The sequence below is a fragment of the Legionella geestiana genome (assembly GCF_004571195.1).
Taxonomy (GTDB): domain Bacteria; phylum Pseudomonadota; class Gammaproteobacteria; order Legionellales; family Legionellaceae; genus Legionella_B; species Legionella_B geestiana.
This window is the reverse complement of record NZ_CP038271.1, coordinates 342,599-363,794: the sequence shown is the minus strand read 5'-3', so window position 1 is coordinate 363,794 and position 21,196 is coordinate 342,599. Positions and strand designations below refer to the sequence as shown.

Here is a 21,196-nt window from a genome sequence, read left to right as displayed (position 1 = left end):
ATGCGCACCACGCCAGCAACGAGATTCTTTTCTTTTCCTTACCTTGTACTCTGTTTGTTCATTTGGTAAAGTCGCCGGCGAGCTGCTACTCTGGACAGTATGCATCAGAAAATTGCAATGTAAGTATCCTCTACAAAGTAAATTCAGACTTTCCTTCATGCTCCGTCCGGGAAGGAGGGGCATTAGCTGCTTGTGTTGCAAATCATTATTTCAATGACAGGGTTTGCGTTATGCCATTAAAATTCGAGATTCTGGCGCAGGGTGAGACTTATACTGAGAGCGATTTTAAGCTGGACTTAACCCGTATGTTAGCCGCATTCCTCAGAAAGTCACTACAGGGCGCCCCGGAAGCAAGGGAAATTACGCTGGAAAAATTGTATGCATTCATCCGAATGGCAAACTCACAAGGCCGTTGTTATCAATCCAGTTTGCAAGAAAATATCCACTGGTTGCTTGACAAGCGAAAATCACTGCGAAGAATACAGCGTGTACTGGTTGGATTGCTGGACAATCCGGATGATGAAATCAGGTTATTTGCTCTCGACGGGATGCTGACTATCATTTCTGAATATCTTCGTCATGATATGCTTGTCAAAACAGAAAATAGTTCCGTAGCTCCGGTTGTCAAAGAGTGTATGGAATATTATTTGATGTATTTCGAAGAAAATATAGATATTCATCATTCCAAAAATAAGTCCCTGTCAAACATTCATACGCTATTTGCCGCATTCTTGCAGCAACCAAACCCGAAAATAAGGCTATTTTCCTCGCAAGTCATCTTCAAGTCAGTTTCAGAAAGCTATTTAATCACCCATGTTTTTCAGGAAGACAAGTATCCACTCACTGAGATTCAGGCACTTTTTTTACCGTTATTATTGGAACAATTAAGCGGCCAGAACCTGGAAATCAGAAAATGGGCGGCCTGTAGTTTGTGTTATTTTGATATAGCCGGGCTTGTTGACCCACAACTGGTGGCCAGTTACGCAGAACAGGTGTTGGAGTCAAACAACGTGTACTGGAAATCAAGAAGCATTCTTGCATTAACCAGACTACCCTATAACCATCAGTGCACTCTGTCGCAGGCAGCAGTATCGAGAGTTGTAGACCTATGCCTTGAGCCAGGCCTGCTTGATTTCTGGGATATCAACGAAGCGCTGTTTTTGCTGAACTTCCAGGTCCAATATTCCCGCTCACCGCTTCCGTTGGAAATCATTGAAAAATGCCTTCGTTTTCCGGATATGGTGGATGCGGATAAGTCTGATAAATTACTGGTGTCGGAATCCCTGCTTGAACTGATCATCATAAACTTCCAAAAACATGAAGATGCCAGCTCGAATACTCCGGGCCATTCCGATGGCGTCAGCAGTGTTTTTTTCAGGGATTCTCTGATCGAAAGATATACGATTTTTGCCAGCATAGAAAGCTCAGAAGGACTCCGTTTTCTGAAACCATTTTTTGAAATGGTCTATCAATTTATCAGCGCGCAAAAATCCTTGCAGCCAGTACAAAATCTCCTGATAACACTCTTGGATCACTCCAAAGAGGGAGTCAGGTTATTTGCGCTTCAGGCCTTGGTTTTAATGGGCTTTACCTGCTATCGCATGGAGAAGCTTTCAGATATGCGGGACATTTGCCTGCCTGCTCTTATCAAGAGTATGGATGATCCCAATCTGACCCTCAGAAATTGGGCTGCCTGCTGTTTGTGCTTTCTGGCCAATCATACCTTTCCTGACCTGGCTTCCCTTCCTGAATATACCCATCAGCTGTTGGAAGTCGCAGGTGCAAGTTGGACTAAATACATCGTTGTTGCTTTGTTATCCAATCTCGAAGTACGGGATTGGGCCAAACCTGTTCACAGAAAACACCTTGAAGAGATTTTGCTGATCCCCCTCGCAGGCGCCAGTGAGGAGGATAAAACAAGCATACAAAAACAACGCATGCAGTTGGTTCGCTCACATTATGCACGGCATAAAGACTACCTGACAGCGCCCATACAGGACTTTGTACTACAGCAATTGCAGGTGCCAGAATTAAAAACCATGGCTATCAGCACGTGTTTCATTTTTTTGGTCAAAGTGCAGGTGACTATTTTTGGAGGGAGAATTACGTTATCTACCATGCTGGATGCCGTATTCCAGTCACTGATACAGTCCGATTCAAAAATATCCTTTTTTGATACGCGTTTTACTCTGTTAAGTTCATTAATTCCGGTTCGATTCGAAAACTCGGCGGAAAATGTAGCGACAGAATTGGCGAAGATTTTCCATTACACAATCAGTATTAATCAATTTGAGGATTCCCTTAAATTGCTTTTGCTGTTATTCGAGGCCGAAAAGTTCCTTCAAGAGAGAGAAGATGAGTACGATGAGTGCTGGCCTGTTTTTATATCCAGATTTCCGAAAATAATCGATTTGCATTGTTCTGAAAGCCGCTCGCTATCTGGCATTCATAATCTGCTAATGACTTTATCACGGAACAGGCACCCTGAAATCAGATTGCTTGCAACCCAAGCCATCCTCATGGCGGTTTATGACAGTTACTGCGTACGATATTGTGATGAAAAGAAAAATTATCCTTTGGCCGACCTTCAGGAACTGTTTTTGCCGCGGTTATTGCAACTGATGAATGATCCTGACATGGAGGTCAGACAATTTGCGGCCTGCAGTTTGTGTTTTCTGGATATTGGTGATCAGGTTGATCCGCAATTATTGATGTATTACGCGGCAGGCTTGCTGAATTCGGACAGTCCTGCGGCCTGGCAAACCAGAAGTATTCTGGCATTGAGTCGACCCGTCTATCATTATCCCTGCTTTCTGTCGGAGGAAGCGGTTTCCAGAATTGTCCATCTATGCTTCAGGAGCGGTCTTCTGAGCGCATCTGTTTACCGGTATCGTTTCAGAATCGAAACCTTCAATCTGCTGAATTTTCAGGTCCAATATACCGGAATACCACTGCCATTGGAAACCATCGAGCAATGCCTTGAATATGACAGAGAGGGACGCATCAGCCCGAGTGGAAGGACATTGGTTGCGGGCAGTCTGCTCAGACTGATTGGAAAAAACTTCGAAGATCAGGAAGCTTTAAAAACAATCCCTCACACCATTTCAGAGGCCGTTCTGTCCTGTTTCGATAATGCCGAACTCAGAAAGTTGGCGTTTAATAATTATTGCTTGTTGATTCAGGCTGCCGGTGAGCAACTGAAAGAAATACTCTTTGATAAATTGTTTTGTAAAATGCGATCGGTTGCACGCCATCACAACCCGGAAACGCACGACTTTGTCCAGGCGATCCTGAACAGGGTTTCGTGGTCCAGGAAGGAGAAGAATGAGATTCTGTCCATCTTGGGAACCGCTGAATCCCCTGAAGAGCTTCAGGCTGAAACGTCCTTCCCGGATACACCAACCGATGAGAAAGATTTACCGACGTTACTGGCTGAACTGAACGCGTTGAATGGCAATAATCCCAATGTGATGGCGTTACTGGCCAGCCATGATTTGGAAACGACGCTGGCCGCCGTGAAGGCAGTCTATGCAGAGGATTCGTCGTATCTGCCCGCGGGCAGGCCGATTGCAGAATGGGAGGTGGGGCACTGCCAGGCTTGGGCACAAGCCGTGATTCAGGATAAACCCCGAGCACGCTCCAAAGATTTTCAGAATGAGATGGTTGCGGTGGTGATGCGTGCCGGTGTTCTGGATTCCGGACAAACACCGCGCAATATTCAATTAATCAGTTTGTTGTTGTTGCTGAAAGCAGAAGACAGGGGTTGCCTTGCTGAAGTCAAAACCGGAGAAGGCAAAACCAAGATTGTTTCCATGTTTGCGGCTATCAAGGTCCTCCAGGTCGATTTTGTCGACGTGGTGTCAAGCTCAACGGTGTTGGCAAAACGCGATGCCCATGAGCTGCAAAACTTCTATTCCATCCTGAAGATGACGGTCGCAGATAATATCGATGGCCACAGCCATGATGGGAAAGCCCCGAGGAGCTGCTATTTGGCCAATGTGGTGTATGGAGATACGAACGAATACCAATGGGATCTGGTTCGCCAGGCCATAGGCGATAGCATCACGCGAGGCGACAGGCCATTTCGTATTCTGTTTTTTGACGAGGTGGACAGTTTGTTGGTGGACAGGTCCGAACATGCGGCCATGATCCTCAAGCCACATCCGGGGCTGGAATATGTGAATCATCTGATGGTGGCCCTTTGGCACATGATGGTTCGTGTGGGCCAATCTATCAGCAAAAGGGATGGTGAGTGGGTGTATCAATCGGCAGACGGGAACAATCAATTCAAGATTGATAATCCTCTGCGTTTTGCAAGAAGTCTGCTTAAAAAATATATTGTTACGCTGATTGAAGACCCATCATCGTCCATCCTGCTGCCTTCACATCTGAAGCATTTTGTGTTGACTGAGGCCGATGAATTGACGAAAGCCGCCGTTGATGCCCATTACGTGTATCATCTGGACAAACATTATGTGATTTCAGAAGGCGACCTGGATGGGGTGCCCCGCCTGACCATTAACCCTATCGATGCTAGTCTGACGGGAGAGATTAATAAAAATTCGCGCTGGACCTACCTTTCCAGTTTCCTGGAGCTACGGCATGGGCTGAAAATGGGTGCCCCTCAGTTGATGAGTAATTATATGTCCACGCCTGGACTGTGCATGCGTTATGGCAATCAAATTTATGGATTGACAGGGACCTTGGGCGCGGAGGATACCCAGGCACTTTTGAAAGACATGTACCAGGTGGATTTGGCCTTTATCCCGACGTATAAACCCAGATGTCTGATTGAATACGAAGGCCTTTTGGCGCCGGGAAAAACTGACTGGCTGGCAAACATTCTTGGCCGCGTTCAGGAAGAAGTGAACCGGGAGCGGCCGGTTCTTGTCGTTGCTGCAACGATTGCCGACGTCATTTTTTTGGAAAAAGAAATCAGAAAAGCCGGTTTTTGCCGAAAAATCTCCCGTTTTTCCCGTAATGATACGGATGAAATCAATACGCCCGATCAGGCCATTGAAGCTGGAGAGGTGATTGTGGCGACACTTATCGCCGCGAGGGGTATCGATTGGTATTTTGCCAAACACCAGGAGAGGTCGATTGACATGCGCGGTGGGATGCATGTCATTGTAACGACATTGCCGCTCAATCTGCGGGTTGAACAGCAAATATTTGGCCGCACTGCCCGTAAGGGAAACCGTGGATCGGCTGAATTAATCATCAACCGACAAGCTATCCAGCACCAATTTAACGAGGCTGATCGGGGTTTGCTTGATACCATACAGACGGTCAAAATTTGGCGAGATAAGGTGGAGGCAGGCCGGGTTCATGCCATTAGAACGCGTAGCATTCGTCTGGCGCTGTTGAAGGACGATTTATATACCAGGTTCCGGGGTTTTATCAATACCTTGAAAAATGACCCCATGGCACTGCATAGAATTGGCGGTATCGAAGAACAATGGGCTTATTGGCTCAGAAATGTTGCCAAAAAATTTGAACACGATTTTAACCCGGATACCACCTTACCATTGATGGAAGCGGATTTTGAACAATTTATCGAAACGGTTCGTCATGACCCGGATGTCATCCGTAAAAATCCTTGTCGCCAGGTTCAGCACGGAAATCTGTTGAACTTTGGTACCAAGGGTATCGGTCCTGATTTTGCTGCGGCCATCAGCGCCTATACTCGCGCAATTCAGGATGACCCTATAGTAGGTGTTCAGGCTTATTATAATCGGGCAGAGGCGCGTATTTTCCTGAAAGAACCTAACTATAAGGATAATGTTCTGTCTGATTTGCACATGGCAAAAACCAATCTCGAGAATCACATCATTCCCCAGTTGCACTCCATGCTTGTGGTGCATAATCTGAATCCCGTCACCACGAACGGCTTTAACAACGATTTTGCCCGACAAATCCATTGTAAAATTGAGTTACTCAAGCTTGAAATCGCAAACATCGACCAAAATATCAGTATTATTCAGCAGGCCAGATACCAAGCCCGCAAAGCCAAACAGAAAGTCGATTTTGAGATATGCGAACTCAAGAATTTACGGGATTTTTTCCCGGATCCTGAGGCAAGGCCTCAGAAAGAAATCAGTGAGCTGCATTCATCCGGCCTGTCGCATCTATTCAGCATACAACCCTTTTTCAGGGAAAGAAAAGGAAGTGGCTTTGGAGCCTTGTGCGTAGCTTTTTTGGGGATTTTGCAAATTGTGGTGGGAGTTCTGGTATCTTGCGCCGCGCCCATGATGAGCTCTCTGCTGATTCAGGAAGGCATCAACGACATCATGTATACTGCCAAGGCACTCATTGCAGGTCATTTTGACTGGAATGCCTATCTGGCCAATAAAATTGGCAGCGTTTCCATCAGTGTGATATCCATGGGTCTCGAAGTTCTGAAAAACAGTGCTAATCTGGAAGTGGCCGCAGAGGCAGCCAAAGGTCAAAATGCGCTGAAAAACCTGGCAGCCCGGCAATTGAATCATGAGCAAATATTGGAAATGGCGAAAAAAGAAGTGGTCAAGCGCGTCATTGATACCGGAGTCAGGGAAGTATTCAATTTTGCAGTGGATAAACTAACGACCGTCGCTATGGATCAGTTTTCCGGAGACATCGAAGATGCCGTGGGCAAGCGCCTTGAAAGGAATTTGGGCACCACCGAGTGCCAATCGGCCCTGCATGCCATGTTGCAACTGGATGTCAACAATCAGAATGCTGCCATGCAAGGGCAGCTGGACCGAATGGCATCAAAGGTTATGCAGGACCGATCAACCCTGCCCCATACCATTGCCAACCACATTATCAAAGGGGTTCTTGCCAATCAACACAAGCACGTGGGGACATTCCTGCGTATTGCCGATATGGGCATGGCTTTGGACAAGATTTTGCAATTGGCCGATAGTTTCACGCGGAAATTCAGAGCAGAGTTACTGTTTTTCCATCATCAAAATATAGCCAAAATGCCGCAAGCATCTTCTGTGGATTATCAGGCAACAACGCCCCTGAAAAATCAGTTTTTTACACGCATCACACAACGTCTGACACAGTGCATTATTGCCATCGCGAAAGGTCAAATCATCCATCCAGGGATTGATATGGCGATGCATGAGCATCTCCAGAATATTGCAGATCTGGTGCAACAACAGGCGATCCAACCGGCACCGCCGGAGTATTTTGCAGCTGCCACCACGACTCAGCATCACGAACAAGCAGAAACACCAGGCGCGGCACCAGCCGGGTTCGCAGGGTATGTCAGGGAACAACGCGATTCAGTGCGTCAGGCAACATTGGCAGCAGCCTTCGGTAAAACCCTGACTGCTTCAACACCTCATCAAACGGTATCGGTTCCAAAGAAAAAACAATCTTTCCGGAACCCGGAGCAGGCGAATCCCGTCGTTCTGACAACCACGGAGAAAACTGGAACCATTGAGAGTAAATCGCTGATCTCAAGGCCTGTCAGGAATGAGACACCTCTGCCTTCCGTTTTACCGGAAGATATCGATACCGCCGAAAGGCAAATGTGGAGAAAAGTATTCAGGATAAAATTGCCTCTGGGCAGCTTTCTTTCAGATATTTATGGTCAGTTCAAGCCTCACGAATCCGAGGCCCAATATATTCTGGACGCCATGCGGTTGTATCCACCCATGAGATATGTGGAGGGTGCAGCGCTGATTGGCGAATATTCCAAAGAACATGGTCTGGCTAAAAAAGCCATCCAGACATGGACAACGAAGATCAAAGCAAGAGATCCTTTCGCCGATGACTATTATCGGGCCGCAGGTACTCTGGTTTTACTCGAGCATCTGGCGACGGGCGTGAATACCGTCAAGGAGTATACAGCAGCACACGTGCAAGAACGTTTCGAGCAATTCAGGTTACTCTGGAAGTTTTTGATGCAGTCAGCGGCATCCCCAGGACTTCTTCATAGTATGGTGCGCACTGTGGAAAATGCTCATCCTGATGAAAGGGGGCACGCATCTTCATCTATGGATACACACTCCGGGGACGTTGGCGCACCGGCTTTACCGGACAATATTGAACAAATATTTCCTGTTCTGCCCGGTACAGGACGGCACAGGTTTTTTGTCCACGACCATTCAAATAACAGGCGATATGAAAAATTACCGGATACAGCACCTGATCCGGGATTTTAGCGGAGTCATGAAATTAACGCTTCCTTGCCAAAGTAAGCATACTCAGGCTGCTGATAGCGCAGAAATCATTACCTTCCCAGTCATATTGATGGATGATGTCAAATCCGTTATGGTTAAGGATCTTGTTCAGTTCATCGGTGGCATAGAGTTGCAAGCTGAATTGGTTTGTGCGAATTTCAGGCTCATTACCCGGCCGAAACAGGGTATATTGGTCATGGGAAACGAGAAAACCATGTTTTCGGTCAATCTCGGAGTACTGGGTGTTGCGTATCTTGACTCCGTTTACCGTGCTTTCAATATCCATGGTAAACGTTTTGAGGACTTCATCCGTCAAAGCTTCAAGATTGAGTATATCAAACAGATATAGGCCACCAGTACTCAGGTTTGCCCGAATATTCTGCAGGGCTTTTTCAAAATCAGCCTTCACCAGATGGCCTATCGCATTGAAGATGGTAATGACGGCATCAAATTTTCCAACGCGCAGCGTTCGCATGTCGCCGTCGATGAAAGTCAGCTTCACTCCGGATTTTTCAGCTTTGCTACGGGCAATGTTCAGGAGTGAGGGGCTGAAATCACTGCCAACCACTTCATACCCACGTTCAGCCAGATAAAATACCTGTGAACCCGTGCCGCAGGTCATATCCAGAACGGATTTCACTGCATGCCCTTTGAGCAGCTTCTCAATAAGAGCGTTTTTGGTCTCAGTCTCAGCATTGATATTGTGTGCGTCAAAATATTCCGGCATTTCCTGATATTCAATGGGTAGACCCAGCACGTGTTTACCGTCCATTACTCTCGCTCCTTTGAAGCGCTTCTTTGTCACCGTTCATGATGGCTAAAACGTGCATTCTGATTTTTTCAATCGGCCAGTTCCACCACTGCAGCCTGAGCAGGAAATCAATGGTTTCATCGTCAAAGCGCTTGCGAATAACCTGTGCCGGGTTGCCTCCGACAATTTCATAGGGTGCAACATCTTTGGTAACCACGGATTTGGAACCGATAATGGCGCCGTCGCCGATCGTTACGCCGGGAAGAATGGTGGCATCATAGCCAATCCAGACATCATTACCGATGACGGTATCTTTTTTACAGTTGGGAATAAACGGCACTTCTGGCCATGCACTTTGAAACATGATGAAGGGAAACGAGGAAAATCCACCAAGGTGATGGCTGCCGCCATTCATGATGAATTTTACGCCAGTTGCAATCTGGCAAAACTTTCCGATGATAAGTTTGTCACCTATGAAATCGAAATGATAGAGGACATTTTTCTCGAAGAGATGGACGTTATCCGGGTCATCATAGTAGGTGTAATCGCCGACAATGATATTGGGATTCCGGATGATGTTTTTCAGGAAAACCGTGCGCTCGACGCCTGGTATCGGGTGTAATGCATCAGGATCAGGGCTCACGTGATATTACTCCTCGTAACAGGTTGGGGCAATCACCAAATCACGAATACAGATGTTCAGGGGTTGTTGGTAAATCCACAGGATGGTTTTCGCCATGTCTTCCACTGCGATCACCTGATCGTCCGTCAAGGCGGATTGCACCATGAGTGGTGTTTTGATTTTGGCGGGAGCCACATTATACACCCGAATGCCATGTTTTGCATTGGCCTTCTGCAGAGACTCGCTTAAACTGCGCACCCCTGCCTTGGTTGCGGCATAGGTGGCCAAAGCAGGGCGGGCATGGCGGTCTGCGAGCGAGGTAATATTGATGATGGTTCCTTTTTTCCGCGCTTGCATTCCGGGCAGTATCAGCTCCAAGGCATTGAGCGTTCCGATGAGGTTGACTTCTACCATGTGCCGATGGTCTTTCTGCGTCAGATTGGTAAATTCGCCATTTTTTGCAAATCCGGCGTTGTTGATTAAGCCCTCAACCGGTCCCATACTGGCTTCCAACGTTCGGACAGCCCGTTCGAGCGACGGGAAATCGGTGACGTCGGTCTTGATGCATATGGCATGCGCAAGACCAAACCTTTCCATGGCTTCCATATTTCTGGCCAGCAGGCCCAGAGCGAAACCTGCTGCCGAAAATTGTCTGGCAAGTTCGGCGCCGATCCCTGAACTTGCGCCAGTGATGATGACCAGCGGCCTGGCGCTTGTCATGAGCTCCAGCCTTTTGGCAGGATGCACCAGCATTTTTGCCATGTACACCATGTTCCATGTATACCCCTCTGGTTTCAGATTGAAGAGGGGTTTGAATCCGACGGATTGATAGAACTGCCAGGTTTTTTGGTAGTTTTCATCCGATTCAGAAGGACTCAACGTTTCCACCGTGATGTTGCTGGCACCATGCGCCATGGCAAAATCACAGGCCGCCGAGATGAGCCATTTCCCGATGCCATGGCGATGGAAGTGACGCAGAACCGCCATCCAGTAAATATTGGCATTGTCAGGATAGGGAAAATCCATCGAAATAAGGCCAATGTATTGGTTGGCAGATTTAGCGGCAAAGTTGGTGCGTGTTTTCACCCCTTCCGCATAGTGCACATTGGCCTCCGGGAGGCCAAAGTACTCTGGCAAATCGGCTGTGATTTCCTGACACAGTGTTGTATCCAATTTTCCGGAAATTTTTTCAACGGTTATCGTTTTCACCGTTCAGCTGTTCCATAATGAACTCAAGATCCTTCTCCAGAGAGACCGATTCGACAGTCAGGGAAGCTACCGCCTCAAACCAGTGATCGCGTTCCAAATGTTGCTTATCCAAAAATTCTTTCAGGTTGGGGATGGGGAGAAGCGGGACTCGCCCGGGCTTCATGCGTTCCATTTGAGTGGATGTTGAAACCGCCACATACACCACACACTGCGAACTCAGCAGCTTTCGGTTTTCTTCGGTGGCAATCACGCTTTCCTCCAGCACGATGACGGCGTGCTCCTTCTGGATACAATGCGCAATAATTTCAGCCTCACAGCGATGAAAGGCCTCTTCGCCCTGTTTTCCAAGGATATGCTCAAGGCTGCGCCCAATATAACGCTCCAGACTCGGGTTGGCGTCGATTAAGTGCCATCCGAGTTTTTGGGCCAATGCTTCGGCCAGCAAGAATTTCCCGGCTCCCATATGGCCAACAATGAAAATGCGTTTGGGCATGGTCATGCGGATATCCTCAGAATCAGATGGGTGTCAGGAATCCATTGTAAACCTCGATGCCGCACCTGTCACCCAATCACGCGTGCGAGAGCAGAGGGAACATCCATCTTTCATCCGTCAAAGGGAGAGGTTCCCCTCGTATAAACAAGGTATCTTCTGCCACAACAGGGCTGGATTGATACTTCTCACAATCAAGTGGCGTGAATCCGAAATGAACCATCTTCGTGCGAGGTAAAGCAAGAGTAGCAACAATCCGCTCAAGCGCAACAGGTTGTCGCCCATAGACGTCCAGCAGATGGAGGGTATCCTCATCCCGGGTGGCAATGGCCATGCAGTGTTCGGCCGGAAGATACCAGATATCGTTTTTCAACATCGTCAGGGCTGAAAACATCACCAGATCCGGGTTGTCGTACATTACGACTTTGCTGAAGGGGACCGACTCCCTGATGGACTGACAGAGAAGCGCCTGATGGTCTCTGTTTTCCATATTCAGTTTTTCGACCCCGGAATTCAGTTTGAGCCCGTGATTCACGGTCCCATACCATGCATATTCTTTTGCAGGAGTAAATCCGAATTTGGGGTACAGTTCCAATACCGTAGGGTTGGCATATAGATAGATGAGAGAGACCTTTTTTTCCCAATCCGCGAGGACCTGTTCCATCAGCAGTCGATTGAGTTGCTGATGCCGGTAGTCAGGATGGGTCATGACCGTGCCAATTTGTATCGTGGATACGGTATTGCCAAGCACATTAAAATCGAGGATATTCACGGATACATTAGCGATGGCGATACCCTTTTCAAACAGGGTGTAGGGGATGTATTTCTCATTCCAATAGCCTGCCTGGTACCATGTTTCGAATGATAGGTTGTGCATTTCAAACCAGTGGCCGAACACCTTCATGGCTAGCTGGTTGAAGGCAAGCCGGCGTTCGCGGTCTTCCTGATATCCGGTCAACAGATCCAGGGGTTTCTGGCTCACAGGGTGAAGACAAACCTTTTGGGTGTGGTAACGGTTCATTCCTGGCCTTGTGATGATCGTGCCAAAACATCCAGATGGGCCCTGATGAGGCTGTTGGTCTTGTCCCTGTCAAATGCCGGACAGTAGCGAGGGTACGTCCGATCCAGCCCGTACGACCATTTTTCCATCAGCGCCTGATCGTAATCCACCATGTCTTCCAGGAGATAACCCGGGTAACATTGCTCAGTATGCAAACCGATTCCTCCATCATATAGGAGCTTCGAGGGCAGTCTGACGGCAATATGCCAGCATTCATCGCGTTCGGGGGTCATAACAAAGACGATATGCGCTTTTTCGGCAAAACGGGCGTTCCAGGCCTCCATGAACAAGGTGGCAAAGACGCCGCAGGGTCCGTAGTTGATGCGCGGGGTCTCTTCATGGAAGCCAAACTCGGCATTGATGGCATGGCTGAGTTTGGTCAACAGGGTGGCCGTTGTTATTGCCTGGGGAGACTGCGTTAGCGTGAGGATAAATGCCACCCGCACGTCAATGGGCAACTTCGGCACAGTCACGGTGATATATCCGCAGGTTGCATAACCGTCCCTGACTGCATGCCAGGTTTCAATGGCTTCATCCATACTTTGTTTGCGTTCTTCATCATGATAGTAGATTTCAGGCCATGGGGGGAAAACAAATGCCAGCGGATGATAGCGACAATGCGCAATAGCTTCCCCGACAGAAGCAGATACCCCGCCGCAAAACCGCTTGCTGTAGCTGTACAGATCCGGGATCCCGCGGTCAAAGAAAACAGGGCTTTCAGTGAGCATGTTATCCCGGTAATCCTTCAGAGATTGTTGCAACATCAGTTCGACATAGGTCACCCTGTCACCATCGTGGGTTGCATGGCCGCCCGTTTTGCGCTGATGCCGAATAATGTTGCGCGCAGCCTCGGGGACAGTGTGATAACCACGTTTGTCCAGTTCTTCAATAACTGCAGTTTTCCCGGCACCAGGTCCCCCGGTGAAGAGAAAATAGTTCTGCATTTCCCATGTTTCGTGCATTGTTTGGTCTCGGTAGCAGGAAATGCCCGTATGACAATATTTTCTGATACGGGCTGTCCGTGAGGTTATCCCTGTTTATCAAGCACACATACGATATCTTCCGGATATTGGTCTACGATGAATTTCAGTTTGCCATTATCCAATTCCAGGGATACTTCGTAACTGGATGAAAAACTGAAGGTAGTATGATCCGAAGCTCCATTCCCCATGCTGTAAAAAAACAAATCGATACTGTTTCCACCTGTGTAAAAGGCCGAACTCAACGAGTGCTGAGTACCATCTATGGAACTGACAACTTTTGATTTCACTTGACTGATAGGAAATTTTAAAGCGTCTTCACCATCCTCATCAGCAAGGATTATATTTTTATCAGTTTGAACAATATTCAAAGCCAACTTTTCTTGTAGTATATTGCATGGACCAACCCAAAAACCTGTAAAATCAGGCATGTTTTTGGCTTCTTTTACAAAGTATTGTTGTTTTGACTTTGTAAGGTGCTCCAGAACAAATCCTTTGGAAAAAACAGCCATGCTGACCAGGAGGCAGGATACTGCAGCTATCGCTTTTTTCATCGTGGTTACTTCCTTGATTTAGTGAGGATTTTTGAAGGAGTTCTTACTCTGGTAGGCCCAGTTCAAGTTCGACGGGTATTTCTCAGCCGTGTTATCGGCACCCCGCGCCATCTGTTGGTGGTGAGTGTATTCCAGCACCATGTCAATGGCCAGAATCTATAACGTCATCTCCAGCTTTGACGGGAGGCCTTGCTGCAATCTTTCTACATGTTCATCAATATTGCAGATTTCGTTGAAGCGTGCGCCATCCTTGATACGCTCTTCGGCAATTTTCTCGACGCGCTGGATTTCCATGGCCTTGTTGATTGCAGGAATGGCTTCTTCCCTGGACATTACTACCACACCATCATCATCTGCCAAAACGATATCATACGGATTCACTGTAACATCGGCGCAGAAGATAGGTTCCCGACGGGTTCCAACCTTGTCTTTGGGGCCGGATTTGGCATGTTTGCCCGTCCCGAATACTGGCAGGCCAGACGCAGTGGTTTCCTTAATGTCCCGATAATATCCGTCAGTAATCACGCCTTCGAATCCTTTGACCTTAGCTGTCTTGGCACACATGTCTCCTACCAGCGCATACGGCGCATCACATGAAGCGATGACAAGCAGAACCGGAACTGATGGTTCACCCGCCAAACCGTGTGAGACTAAAAAGTCCTGTAAATCGTCCAAAGCCTGCATGGTTGAAAGGGAATCCTGAGCGCTATGGATTGTGTAGGCAAGCCCCGCACATCGGCTGCCCTTGACGAGCGGATCAATAGTGCGATTCATCAATCGTACCTCGGGGTGTGCATCACAAACCGATGTGGTCTGAACCTCAGACAGATGTTGAAATATCTCGGTATAACTGCTTTCGGGAGTCAGTGGCATTTACGTATTCCTTGTAGACAGGGTGCTCTGTGTCCAAATGCTGCTGATTATTGCATGGTGTTTAATAACTCTCAATCAAATCTCCCATCACACTCTGTGACAATACTTGCTTCTCGCGCGCTCCAGCTGATGATGTGCATGATCCGGCAAAAGCACTTTGTCTCCTCTGGCGAGCTGAACCACATGGAGTTCGGACAGGTTTCGCACGCGGTTTTCGTTTTCGGTCGGCGAGAGATATTCAATGAGGAAAGGGTTGGACTCATGATGTCCTGGGCTTCGGAAGTGTCTGGGGTTTCGGTGGTTATTTCGCTTTTGCGTGCTTCCTGTGCCAGTGTTTTGAGGGCTTCTTCGAGTTCGTGCATGGAGTTTCTCCGGTTGGTTAGCGGGGGTAAAAAGCTGTTTTCGACGCTGTTCAAGGGCACTGTCTGCAAATGTGATGGGCAGCTGATAGTAGACAGCTGTTTGTAGAATGGCTTCTTTGAAGGCGTCGCTGCCGGTAATGTGGATACGTGAGCCAAATTTTTCACGTGCGAGTGTTAACGCGGCTTTTAATCCTTCTGCTGAGACGATCCGGGAGATGGCAATACACTTTCCGTCATCCCTGATGGTGGCAGGGGCAGCACGCAGGATTTTTGTTCCCTGGTTGGTGATGCTGTCGAGCGTCGCTTTGCGATGAGGCGGGAGGTCTTTTTTGACGGTGCCCATCAGGATATTTGCCGTAGATTTTATGGGAGCTGTCCTGCTGCGCAGAGCCTGGAGTGCCTTCCGGTCATCGTTTGTTGCCTGCTGTTGCAGCCAGTCAAGCCACGAAAGGCGCTGGTATTTTTGGCGAAGAGCCTGTTGTTCACGGGCGTATTGACTCCTCACGTGCATCAGTTGCTTTTGCAGGCTTTTGTATGCCAGTGCGTGAAGGATTTTCCGGTTCTCCCGCCCCTTTAAAAGTTTGATGCCTTTGCGTTGCAGGCGGTTTTTCTGCTGGATAGCCTCTATGCGCAGATTACGGCGCTTTCTGGTCATATCGAGTGCCTGCTGGAGAGCATGCTGGTTCCGTTTCTGGATAATGCCATAACGCGCATAGAGCTCTGTGGTATCAGGAATCAAGGGGCTTTTGAGATAGTGGACACCAGCAGGTTCATTCATTTCTCCATTCATCGGCCTGAAGCCCCCGAGTCGTTGCTCAAGGCGAATTTTCGACAGCTCACGCGTTACCGAACTCGCCTTGACCGCCAGGTTATTTCCGTCGGTGATAATGAAACCATTCCCGCGCGCGCGCAGGCTCAATCCATGGTGCTGCAGAGTGTGATGCAAAGCTTCCCAGCTTTGTGCCTGCTCAAGTGACTCCTGACACTCGCGCTTTATAAATCCCATCAGGCTTTCGATGCCTGTGTGGTGCTCCATGTCATCCGCACGGTTTTGGGAACGGGTTTTTCGGGCGGTGTGGCAGGTGGGCTGGAGTCCATACTCCAGCTCAAGTAGAGACGCAACCTCTCCAAATTTTGGGTAGGCCTGATAAGGTTCACGCAGGGTATGCGTCAGGGGGTGAATCTTGTTGATGGCCACATGCACATGCAGATTGTCGGTGTCATGATGGACAACGCTGATGCGCTGGTGGACGCCCAGGCCGATGGAATCCACAATACGCTTCTCCATCTCGCTGAGCATGTCCTGGAGCGGGTATTCCCCTTTTGCAAAGGAAATCAGTAGATGAAAATTTTTGTCGCCTGCAGCGCGCTGATTCATCCCCTGGGTCGCGAGGACCTCTTCGACGGCCCATTCGGTTTCAGTGCTATGGCAGTTATTGATGCGCACATGACCTACGCGCTCCTCTTTACCCTGTGGGTTGGTCAGATAACGTACCAGTTCTGCAAAACTGCTCTTTCTAGCGCACTTCATGGGGATATGGCGAATAATCACAATTTCCTCACGACCGAAGCATCATGTTTTGGGTATGACGGATGCGATTTAGCAGGGTGCGGACGGCGTTGGCATCCAACGTGGTCTCCCGGGTCAGCCACAGTTTCAGAAGCCCACCGAGGCGTCCCATGTCGGCATTGATTTTTGCAAGTTCATGGATGTGGTGCTTGTCGAGAACGCTCGGAATGGTATGCCCCAGCCCGCAGCGCCGAAGGTATTCGGCAATCGAAAGACCGGCCTTTGCGGCATTTTCCTTGATGGTGGATTCTTCCACGGGTAATACCGGTACCCGCAGGTGCCGCCCATGTTTTCGGGTCGGTGTGATGTCATTCACAAGGATGCCTCCTCCTGTCCTTAATGGAACAGGCGTTGTCAGCAGTCCTTTGAAAATGGAATTTTCGGGTTTCCCCGTTGAGCACCCCGGGTGCGAATAAGGCTTTGTGAAGGGAGATGACCGGTTTACCGGTTAGCTAACTTCACCTATCTTGCCCTGCTTTTAGGGGTTATTTTTTGTATCCTAGCAGGTTATTTTCGGCTCCAAAAGGGTTATTTTGGGTTATTCCCAGGGGCCATGGAAGGAAAAGGGCAGGAAATAACCGTTCATAACCATCTGTAACCGTAAATCACCAAAAATAACGCCAGAAAGAAGGGTTTTACCGCGAAAATTACCAAAAATAACATTTTTCTTGCACTCGATAATCGAATTGCATAGACTTGTTTTGAGGGATCGAAATCGTTACAGTGAGTTTGACATGAGCAAAACCCTGTCTGAACGACTCGCCCTCTGTGCGTCGCAAAAATCAGGCTTTAGTGCATCCCGGCATCGGGTCGATTTCCTGTTGTATCTCGAGGAAATTGAAAGCGCCCTTCAGAAAGGCTGGTCATCCAGAGCCATTTGGCAAATGCTTACAAACGAAGGCCGAATTACTTTCAGCTACAAGACATTCTGTGCCTATGTCCGCCAATCGTTTAGCACACAGCAACCTGAATCCAAAGACAAAACCGTCATAACTCCTGTAAAGACTTCCGCACAATCCTCCGCAATCCCGGGATTTACATTCAACGCGGTTCCTAATCTGAAGGAGTTAATCTGATGGCTACAATCCATATGACCCTGCAAGGCAAGGGTGGTGTCGGCAAATCCATGGTTTCTGTGACGACTGCCCAGTACATGGCACACAAGAACACACTGCCGCTTTGCATTGATACCGACCCCGTGAATGCAACCTTTGAGGGGTTTCAGGCATTGCAGGTCAAGCGTGTCGAAATCATGGACGGGGATGAAATCAATACCCGGCATTTTGACCAGCTGATAGAGCTGCTCGCCGCTACCGAAACGGATGTCGTAATAGATAATGGTGCAAGTTCATTTGTCCCGCTGTCCCATTATCTCATCAGCAACGATGTCCCAGCACTCCTGCAGGAGATGGGACACAACCTGGTGGTGCATACCATTATCACAGGCGGGCAGGCATTACCGGATACCATCAACGGCTTTGCCCAGCTTGTGAATCAGTTCCCGGAAGAAACCCGCTTTGTCGTCTGGCAAAACCCGTATTGGGGGCAAATTACGTTCGAGGGGAAGGGGCTTGAGCAGATGAAAGTCTATCGGGACAATAAGGAGAGGGTGGCGGCACTTATCTCGATTCCTGAGCTTAAGCAAGAAACCTACGGAAAGGATTTATCGGATATGCTGCGCGAGCGGCTGACGTTTATCGAGGCACTGAAATCTCCTGAAAAGTCCATCATGACGAGGCAGCGGCTGAAAATCATCCGCGATGGATTGTTTGCGCAACTCGATAACGCCATGGTGATCTGAATGACTGATAAGCTGCAAGAAATTACCCAAGAAATCGCGAAGCGACATGGGGTACTTGTTGGGCGGGATGATCCGATTTTGATGTTACATACAATGAATGACATGTTGATGCAGGAGAATCTTGCTGCTCAACGAAATGTGCTTGCAGACTTCAGAACCATGATTGAGGAGGGGATCCATCGCCTGGAGGATGGGTCCAGCAAAAAATCTGAGCAAATTTTAAATGTCGCCATTTTGGCTTCAAAGACCTTGCTGCAAAATGCAATGCAGGATGGTGCTGAATCAGCTATGTCATTTATTAATCAAGAGATAGATAAAAAGAGCAAAGCACACTTGTTCGCACTTAAAAAAGCATGTACAGTCGCGTGGGTTAATCTATCAGTTTCAGGGGTTGTTCTGATTGGTACCTGCATTCTTGCGTTGCTTCATTCGTTGAACTCATAGTCCAATCAACCCATCTGATTGCCAAGGTTATTATATGTACGAAATTAGCATGGCAGAGCCTCAGGATATATCGCTCGTATATCAAATGATTCAAAACCTGGCCTGCACCATCGGGATTCAAGACAAACTCAGGATTACAGAGTCGAACCTGTCGGAAATATTATTGTGCAAGGCCCCAATCCATTTTGCGATAGTTGCAAAAGCAAACACGCAAGTTGTCGGTTTTGCACTTTACAATATCATGAGTAACAACATTTGCTTTAATGCAGGGAATGGCGTTTATCTTGAGAACCTCTATGTGGATGCAGAATATCGAGGGCTGGGGATTGGGAGCGCATTATTCAAACAAGTGATGTCCAACGCCAAAGACAGTGGTTGTAACCGTGTAGAGTGGTGGATTTCCAAAGCGCAAAAAGACGTAATGAGGTTTTATGAGCGTTTTGACGTGAAGTCTTTGGATGAGTGGTTAATTTGTAAATGTGAAAATCTCAGCACTGTTGAATAAATAAAATGAGAATTAGTTCTTCAATCAAAGCACTTGTAGCAGGCACCTCAGGAACCGCACTCCAGTGGTATGATTTCGCCATATTTGGATACTTTGCTTCAGTGATTGCGGCAACTTATTTTCCGTCTGGAGATCAGTTTTCTGCGTTGCTTTCAGCATTTTCTGTATTTGCAGTTGGATACATACTTTCGCCGCTGGGGGCTGTCTTTTTTGGATACATAGCTGACCGTTACGGCAGAAAGCATGCTTTAACATTAAGCATATTGGCAATGGCCATCCCAACAGCGATGATTGGACTCGTGCCCTCATATCAAGCCATAGGTGTATTTGCGCCGCTTGCGATAACGTTTTTGCGAATATTGCAAGGATTTGTTGCGAGTGCGGAGTTCACGGGATCTGCAGTATTTTTGGTGGAGCATGCCCCCTCTGGGAAAAAGGCACTATATGGGTGCCTTACCAGCTCGGCCTACAGTACGGGCTTGATATTGGCGGGGCTGGTAGCCTCCTTTCTTTCTGCCTCATTCATGCCTGTATGGGGCTGGAGGCTTGGTTTCGTTTTGGCTCTAATTGCCGGGGTTCTGATTTTCTGGTTGCGTACACATGTTGCCGAGACACCCGAGTATCAAAAAATATCACCCGTAGAAAAACCACGACTGCCATTTCTGACGGCAATTAAAGAATCACCGTTATCCATGCTGGGTGTGGCAGGGATCTCGTGGTTAGTCAGTATTATTACATTTGGAACCTACGTATTTGCTGCCACCTATTTGCATATGTATTTTAAAATCCCCATGAGTCAAGCGACATTGATTATCACCGTTTCGCTGACTGTTGATGCCATCCTGGAGCCTTTTGTCGCAATGTTGGCTGACAGGGTAGGGCACAAGAAAATTATCCAGTTTGGAATGGTACTGATTTTGATGTTAAGCATGCCAGTATTTTTGCTGCTATCTACTGGAAATCTCTTGTTGATTGTTGCTGGTATGATAATGATGTCAATTTTGATAGCTATTACATACGCTCCATTGAATGCGTATATGGTAGCTGTATTTCCGCATCAATATCGATACAGCGGGTTTGGCGTGGCTTTTAACACAGGGATATCGATATTCGGTGGTACTACACCTCTCGTTATGATGTGGCTGGTCAACAAGTCAGGAAGTTTCGTTGCACCCGCCTGGTATTATATGTTTGGAGCGATGGTTGGATTGATGTCCCTGGTTATTTGTGAGTATGCCAGAAACAAATTCGTATTCACCAACGAGGCACTCATCGCTTCTTGAATAAAGGATGTAAATATATGTTGTTATTCAGTTCCGCTGGAATAAAGCATCAACTTGATTTTGTGCGATTAAGTGAGCACAGAGAATATTTGCCCCTTGCTGCCAAATGGGCAGAAGATGAATGGGGTTATATACGTAACAAGGGCATCGAATATCGTACAGAAGTTTTGGCTGCCTTGGCACACAACGTATATATCGGAACCTTTGCCAATCAACCTGTAGTCATGTTTGCATTGCTGGAGCATGAACTGCCTCATTCAAAAGAACTGATGTATGTATATGTAGACAAAAACTATCGGGGGTTGGGATTTGCAAAGCAGATTATAGAAGAGGCCAAGCGGCTAACAGTAGAGGCTGAATGCAGTCTTATTTTGTTGGATACATTGAAACCCAACCTGAATCATATGTATGAAAAATATGGGGCAAAAGTCGTTTGTGAGGGGAAGTTGTTTGCTCATCCTACAGACGTTTTAAGTATGTCCATTCAGATATAACTCACTTTAATTCCATTCGAGTTT

Annotated in this window: 16 protein-coding genes and 1 pseudogene; 7 read left to right on the top strand and 10 right to left on the bottom strand. The window is 47.7% G+C overall.

The window, feature by feature from the left end:
* Positions 1 to 230: 230 nt before the first annotated feature.
* A complete protein-coding gene (locus E4T54_RS01550) occupies positions 231 to 8,156 on the top strand; it encodes a hypothetical protein (RefSeq protein WP_028386526.1) in 7,926 nt (2,641 codons plus the stop codon).
* Positions 8,157 to 8,169: 13 nt separating this feature from the next.
* Here E4T54_RS01550 and E4T54_RS01545 read toward each other — a convergent pair whose 3' ends face one another.
* The 10 genes and pseudogenes from E4T54_RS01545 to traJ all read right to left on the bottom strand — a co-directional run bounded on the left by E4T54_RS01545 (position 8,170) and on the right by traJ (position 16,967).
* Positions 8,170 to 8,946 (bottom strand): class I SAM-dependent methyltransferase, encoded by a 777-nt coding sequence (locus tag E4T54_RS01545; protein ID WP_051550917.1) that lies wholly within the window; start codon positions 8,944 to 8,946, stop codon positions 8,170 to 8,172.
* Entirely contained in the window at positions 8,936 to 9,568 is a 633-nt protein-coding gene (locus E4T54_RS01540) for a CatB-related O-acetyltransferase (RefSeq protein ID WP_028386527.1), read from the bottom strand. Before E4T54_RS01540 ends, E4T54_RS01545 begins: the two co-directional genes overlap by 11 nt.
* Positions 9,569 to 9,574: 6 nt before the next feature.
* Positions 9,575 to 10,573, bottom strand: a complete 999-nt coding sequence (locus E4T54_RS01535; RefSeq protein WP_244924876.1) for an SDR family NAD(P)-dependent oxidoreductase — start codon at positions 10,571 to 10,573, stop codon at positions 9,575 to 9,577.
* 163 nt (positions 10,574 to 10,736) lie between these two features.
* A complete protein-coding gene (locus tag E4T54_RS01530) occupies positions 10,737 to 11,255 on the bottom strand; it encodes a shikimate kinase (protein WP_051550918.1) in 519 nt (172 codons plus the stop codon).
* Between the two features lie 70 nt (positions 11,256 to 11,325).
* Entirely contained in the window at positions 11,326 to 12,228 is a 903-nt protein-coding gene (locus tag E4T54_RS01525) for a GNAT family N-acetyltransferase (protein ID WP_028386528.1), read from the bottom strand.
* Between the two features lie 35 nt (positions 12,229 to 12,263).
* Positions 12,264 to 13,268, bottom strand: coding sequence for an AAA family ATPase (locus E4T54_RS01520; protein WP_035902266.1), 1,005 nt, complete (start codon positions 13,266 to 13,268; stop codon positions 12,264 to 12,266).
* A gap of 65 nt (positions 13,269 to 13,333) precedes the next feature.
* Positions 13,334 to 13,840 (bottom strand): hypothetical protein, encoded by a 507-nt coding sequence (locus tag E4T54_RS01515; protein WP_028386529.1) that lies wholly within the window; start codon positions 13,838 to 13,840, stop codon positions 13,334 to 13,336.
* 156 nt (positions 13,841 to 13,996) lie between these two features.
* Positions 13,997 to 14,713 (bottom strand): RraA family protein, encoded by a 717-nt coding sequence (locus E4T54_RS01510; protein ID WP_028386530.1) that lies wholly within the window; start codon positions 14,711 to 14,713, stop codon positions 13,997 to 13,999.
* Positions 14,714 to 14,800: 87 nt separating this feature from the next.
* On the bottom strand, positions 14,801 to 16,606 hold the full coding sequence (traI, locus tag E4T54_RS01505) for a TraI/MobA(P) family conjugative relaxase (RefSeq protein ID WP_081776754.1): 1,806 nt from the start codon (positions 16,604 to 16,606) through the stop codon (positions 14,801 to 14,803).
* A gap of 17 nt (positions 16,607 to 16,623) precedes the next feature.
* Positions 16,624 to 16,967: pseudogene (traJ, locus tag E4T54_RS01500) on the bottom strand (conjugal transfer transcriptional regulator TraJ).
* Between the two features lie 412 nt (positions 16,968 to 17,379).
* Between traJ and E4T54_RS01495 the strand changes: the two are divergent.
* Genes E4T54_RS01495 through E4T54_RS01470 form a run of 6 tightly spaced genes read left to right on the top strand, consistent with a single transcriptional unit; the run spans position 17,380 to position 21,172 of the window.
* Positions 17,380 to 17,721, top strand: a complete 342-nt coding sequence (locus E4T54_RS01495; protein WP_028386532.1) for a TraK family protein — start codon at positions 17,380 to 17,382, stop codon at positions 17,719 to 17,721.
* Positions 17,721 to 18,446 carry an ArsA-related P-loop ATPase gene (locus E4T54_RS01490; RefSeq protein ID WP_028386533.1) on the top strand — a complete coding sequence of 242 codons (726 nt, stop codon included), beginning with the start codon at positions 17,721 to 17,723 and terminating at the stop codon, positions 18,444 to 18,446. The genes E4T54_RS01495 and E4T54_RS01490 overlap by 1 nt, the downstream gene beginning before the upstream one ends.
* Positions 18,447 to 18,890 (top strand): hypothetical protein, encoded by a 444-nt coding sequence (locus E4T54_RS01485; protein ID WP_035902268.1) that lies wholly within the window; start codon positions 18,447 to 18,449, stop codon positions 18,888 to 18,890.
* A gap of 49 nt (positions 18,891 to 18,939) precedes the next feature.
* Positions 18,940 to 19,395 (top strand): GNAT family N-acetyltransferase, encoded by a 456-nt coding sequence (locus E4T54_RS01480; RefSeq protein ID WP_167755231.1) that lies wholly within the window; start codon positions 18,940 to 18,942, stop codon positions 19,393 to 19,395.
* Positions 19,396 to 19,400: 5 nt separating this feature from the next.
* A complete protein-coding gene (locus E4T54_RS01475; protein WP_028386535.1) occupies positions 19,401 to 20,678 on the top strand; it encodes an MFS transporter in 1,278 nt (425 codons plus the stop codon).
* A 17-nt stretch (positions 20,679 to 20,695) separates the two neighbouring features.
* Positions 20,696 to 21,172 carry a GNAT family N-acetyltransferase gene (locus tag E4T54_RS01470; protein WP_028386536.1) on the top strand — a complete coding sequence of 159 codons (477 nt, stop codon included), beginning with the start codon at positions 20,696 to 20,698 and terminating at the stop codon, positions 21,170 to 21,172.
* Positions 21,173 to 21,196 lie beyond the last annotated feature (24 nt).

What these genes read in the sequence shown, in the direction of transcription:
- E4T54_RS01535 (WP_244924876.1), bottom strand. Translation starts at nt 10,573, where the DNA reads ATGGATTTTCCCTATCCTGACAATGCCAATATTTACTGGATGGCGGTT.
- E4T54_RS01480 (WP_167755231.1), top strand. Translation starts at nt 18,940, where the DNA reads ATGGCAGAGCCTCAGGATATATCGCTCGTATATCAAATGATTCAAAAC.
- E4T54_RS01475 (WP_028386535.1), top strand. Translation starts at nt 19,401, where the DNA reads ATGAGAATTAGTTCTTCAATCAAAGCACTTGTAGCAGGCACCTCAGGA.
- traI (WP_081776754.1), bottom strand. Translation starts at nt 16,606, where the DNA reads ATGAAGTGCGCTAGAAAGAGCAGTTTTGCAGAACTGGTACGTTATCTG.
- E4T54_RS01470 (WP_028386536.1), top strand. Translation starts at nt 20,696, where the DNA reads ATGTTGTTATTCAGTTCCGCTGGAATAAAGCATCAACTTGATTTTGTG.
- E4T54_RS01530 (WP_051550918.1), bottom strand. Translation starts at nt 11,255, where the DNA reads ATGACCATGCCCAAACGCATTTTCATTGTTGGCCATATGGGAGCCGGG.
- E4T54_RS01545 (WP_051550917.1), bottom strand. Translation starts at nt 8,946, where the DNA reads ATGGACGGTAAACACGTGCTGGGTCTACCCATTGAATATCAGGAAATG.
- E4T54_RS01550 (WP_028386526.1), top strand. Translation starts at nt 231, where the DNA reads ATGCCATTAAAATTCGAGATTCTGGCGCAGGGTGAGACTTATACTGAG.
- E4T54_RS01495 (WP_028386532.1), top strand. Translation starts at nt 17,380, where the DNA reads ATGAGCAAAACCCTGTCTGAACGACTCGCCCTCTGTGCGTCGCAAAAA.
- E4T54_RS01515 (WP_028386529.1), bottom strand. Translation starts at nt 13,840, where the DNA reads ATGAAAAAAGCGATAGCTGCAGTATCCTGCCTCCTGGTCAGCATGGCT.
- E4T54_RS01490 (WP_028386533.1), top strand. Translation starts at nt 17,721, where the DNA reads ATGGCTACAATCCATATGACCCTGCAAGGCAAGGGTGGTGTCGGCAAA.
- E4T54_RS01520 (WP_035902266.1), bottom strand. Translation starts at nt 13,268, where the DNA reads ATGCACGAAACATGGGAAATGCAGAACTATTTTCTCTTCACCGGGGGA.
- E4T54_RS01510 (WP_028386530.1), bottom strand. Translation starts at nt 14,713, where the DNA reads ATGCCACTGACTCCCGAAAGCAGTTATACCGAGATATTTCAACATCTG.
- E4T54_RS01485 (WP_035902268.1), top strand. Translation starts at nt 18,447, where the DNA reads ATGACTGATAAGCTGCAAGAAATTACCCAAGAAATCGCGAAGCGACAT.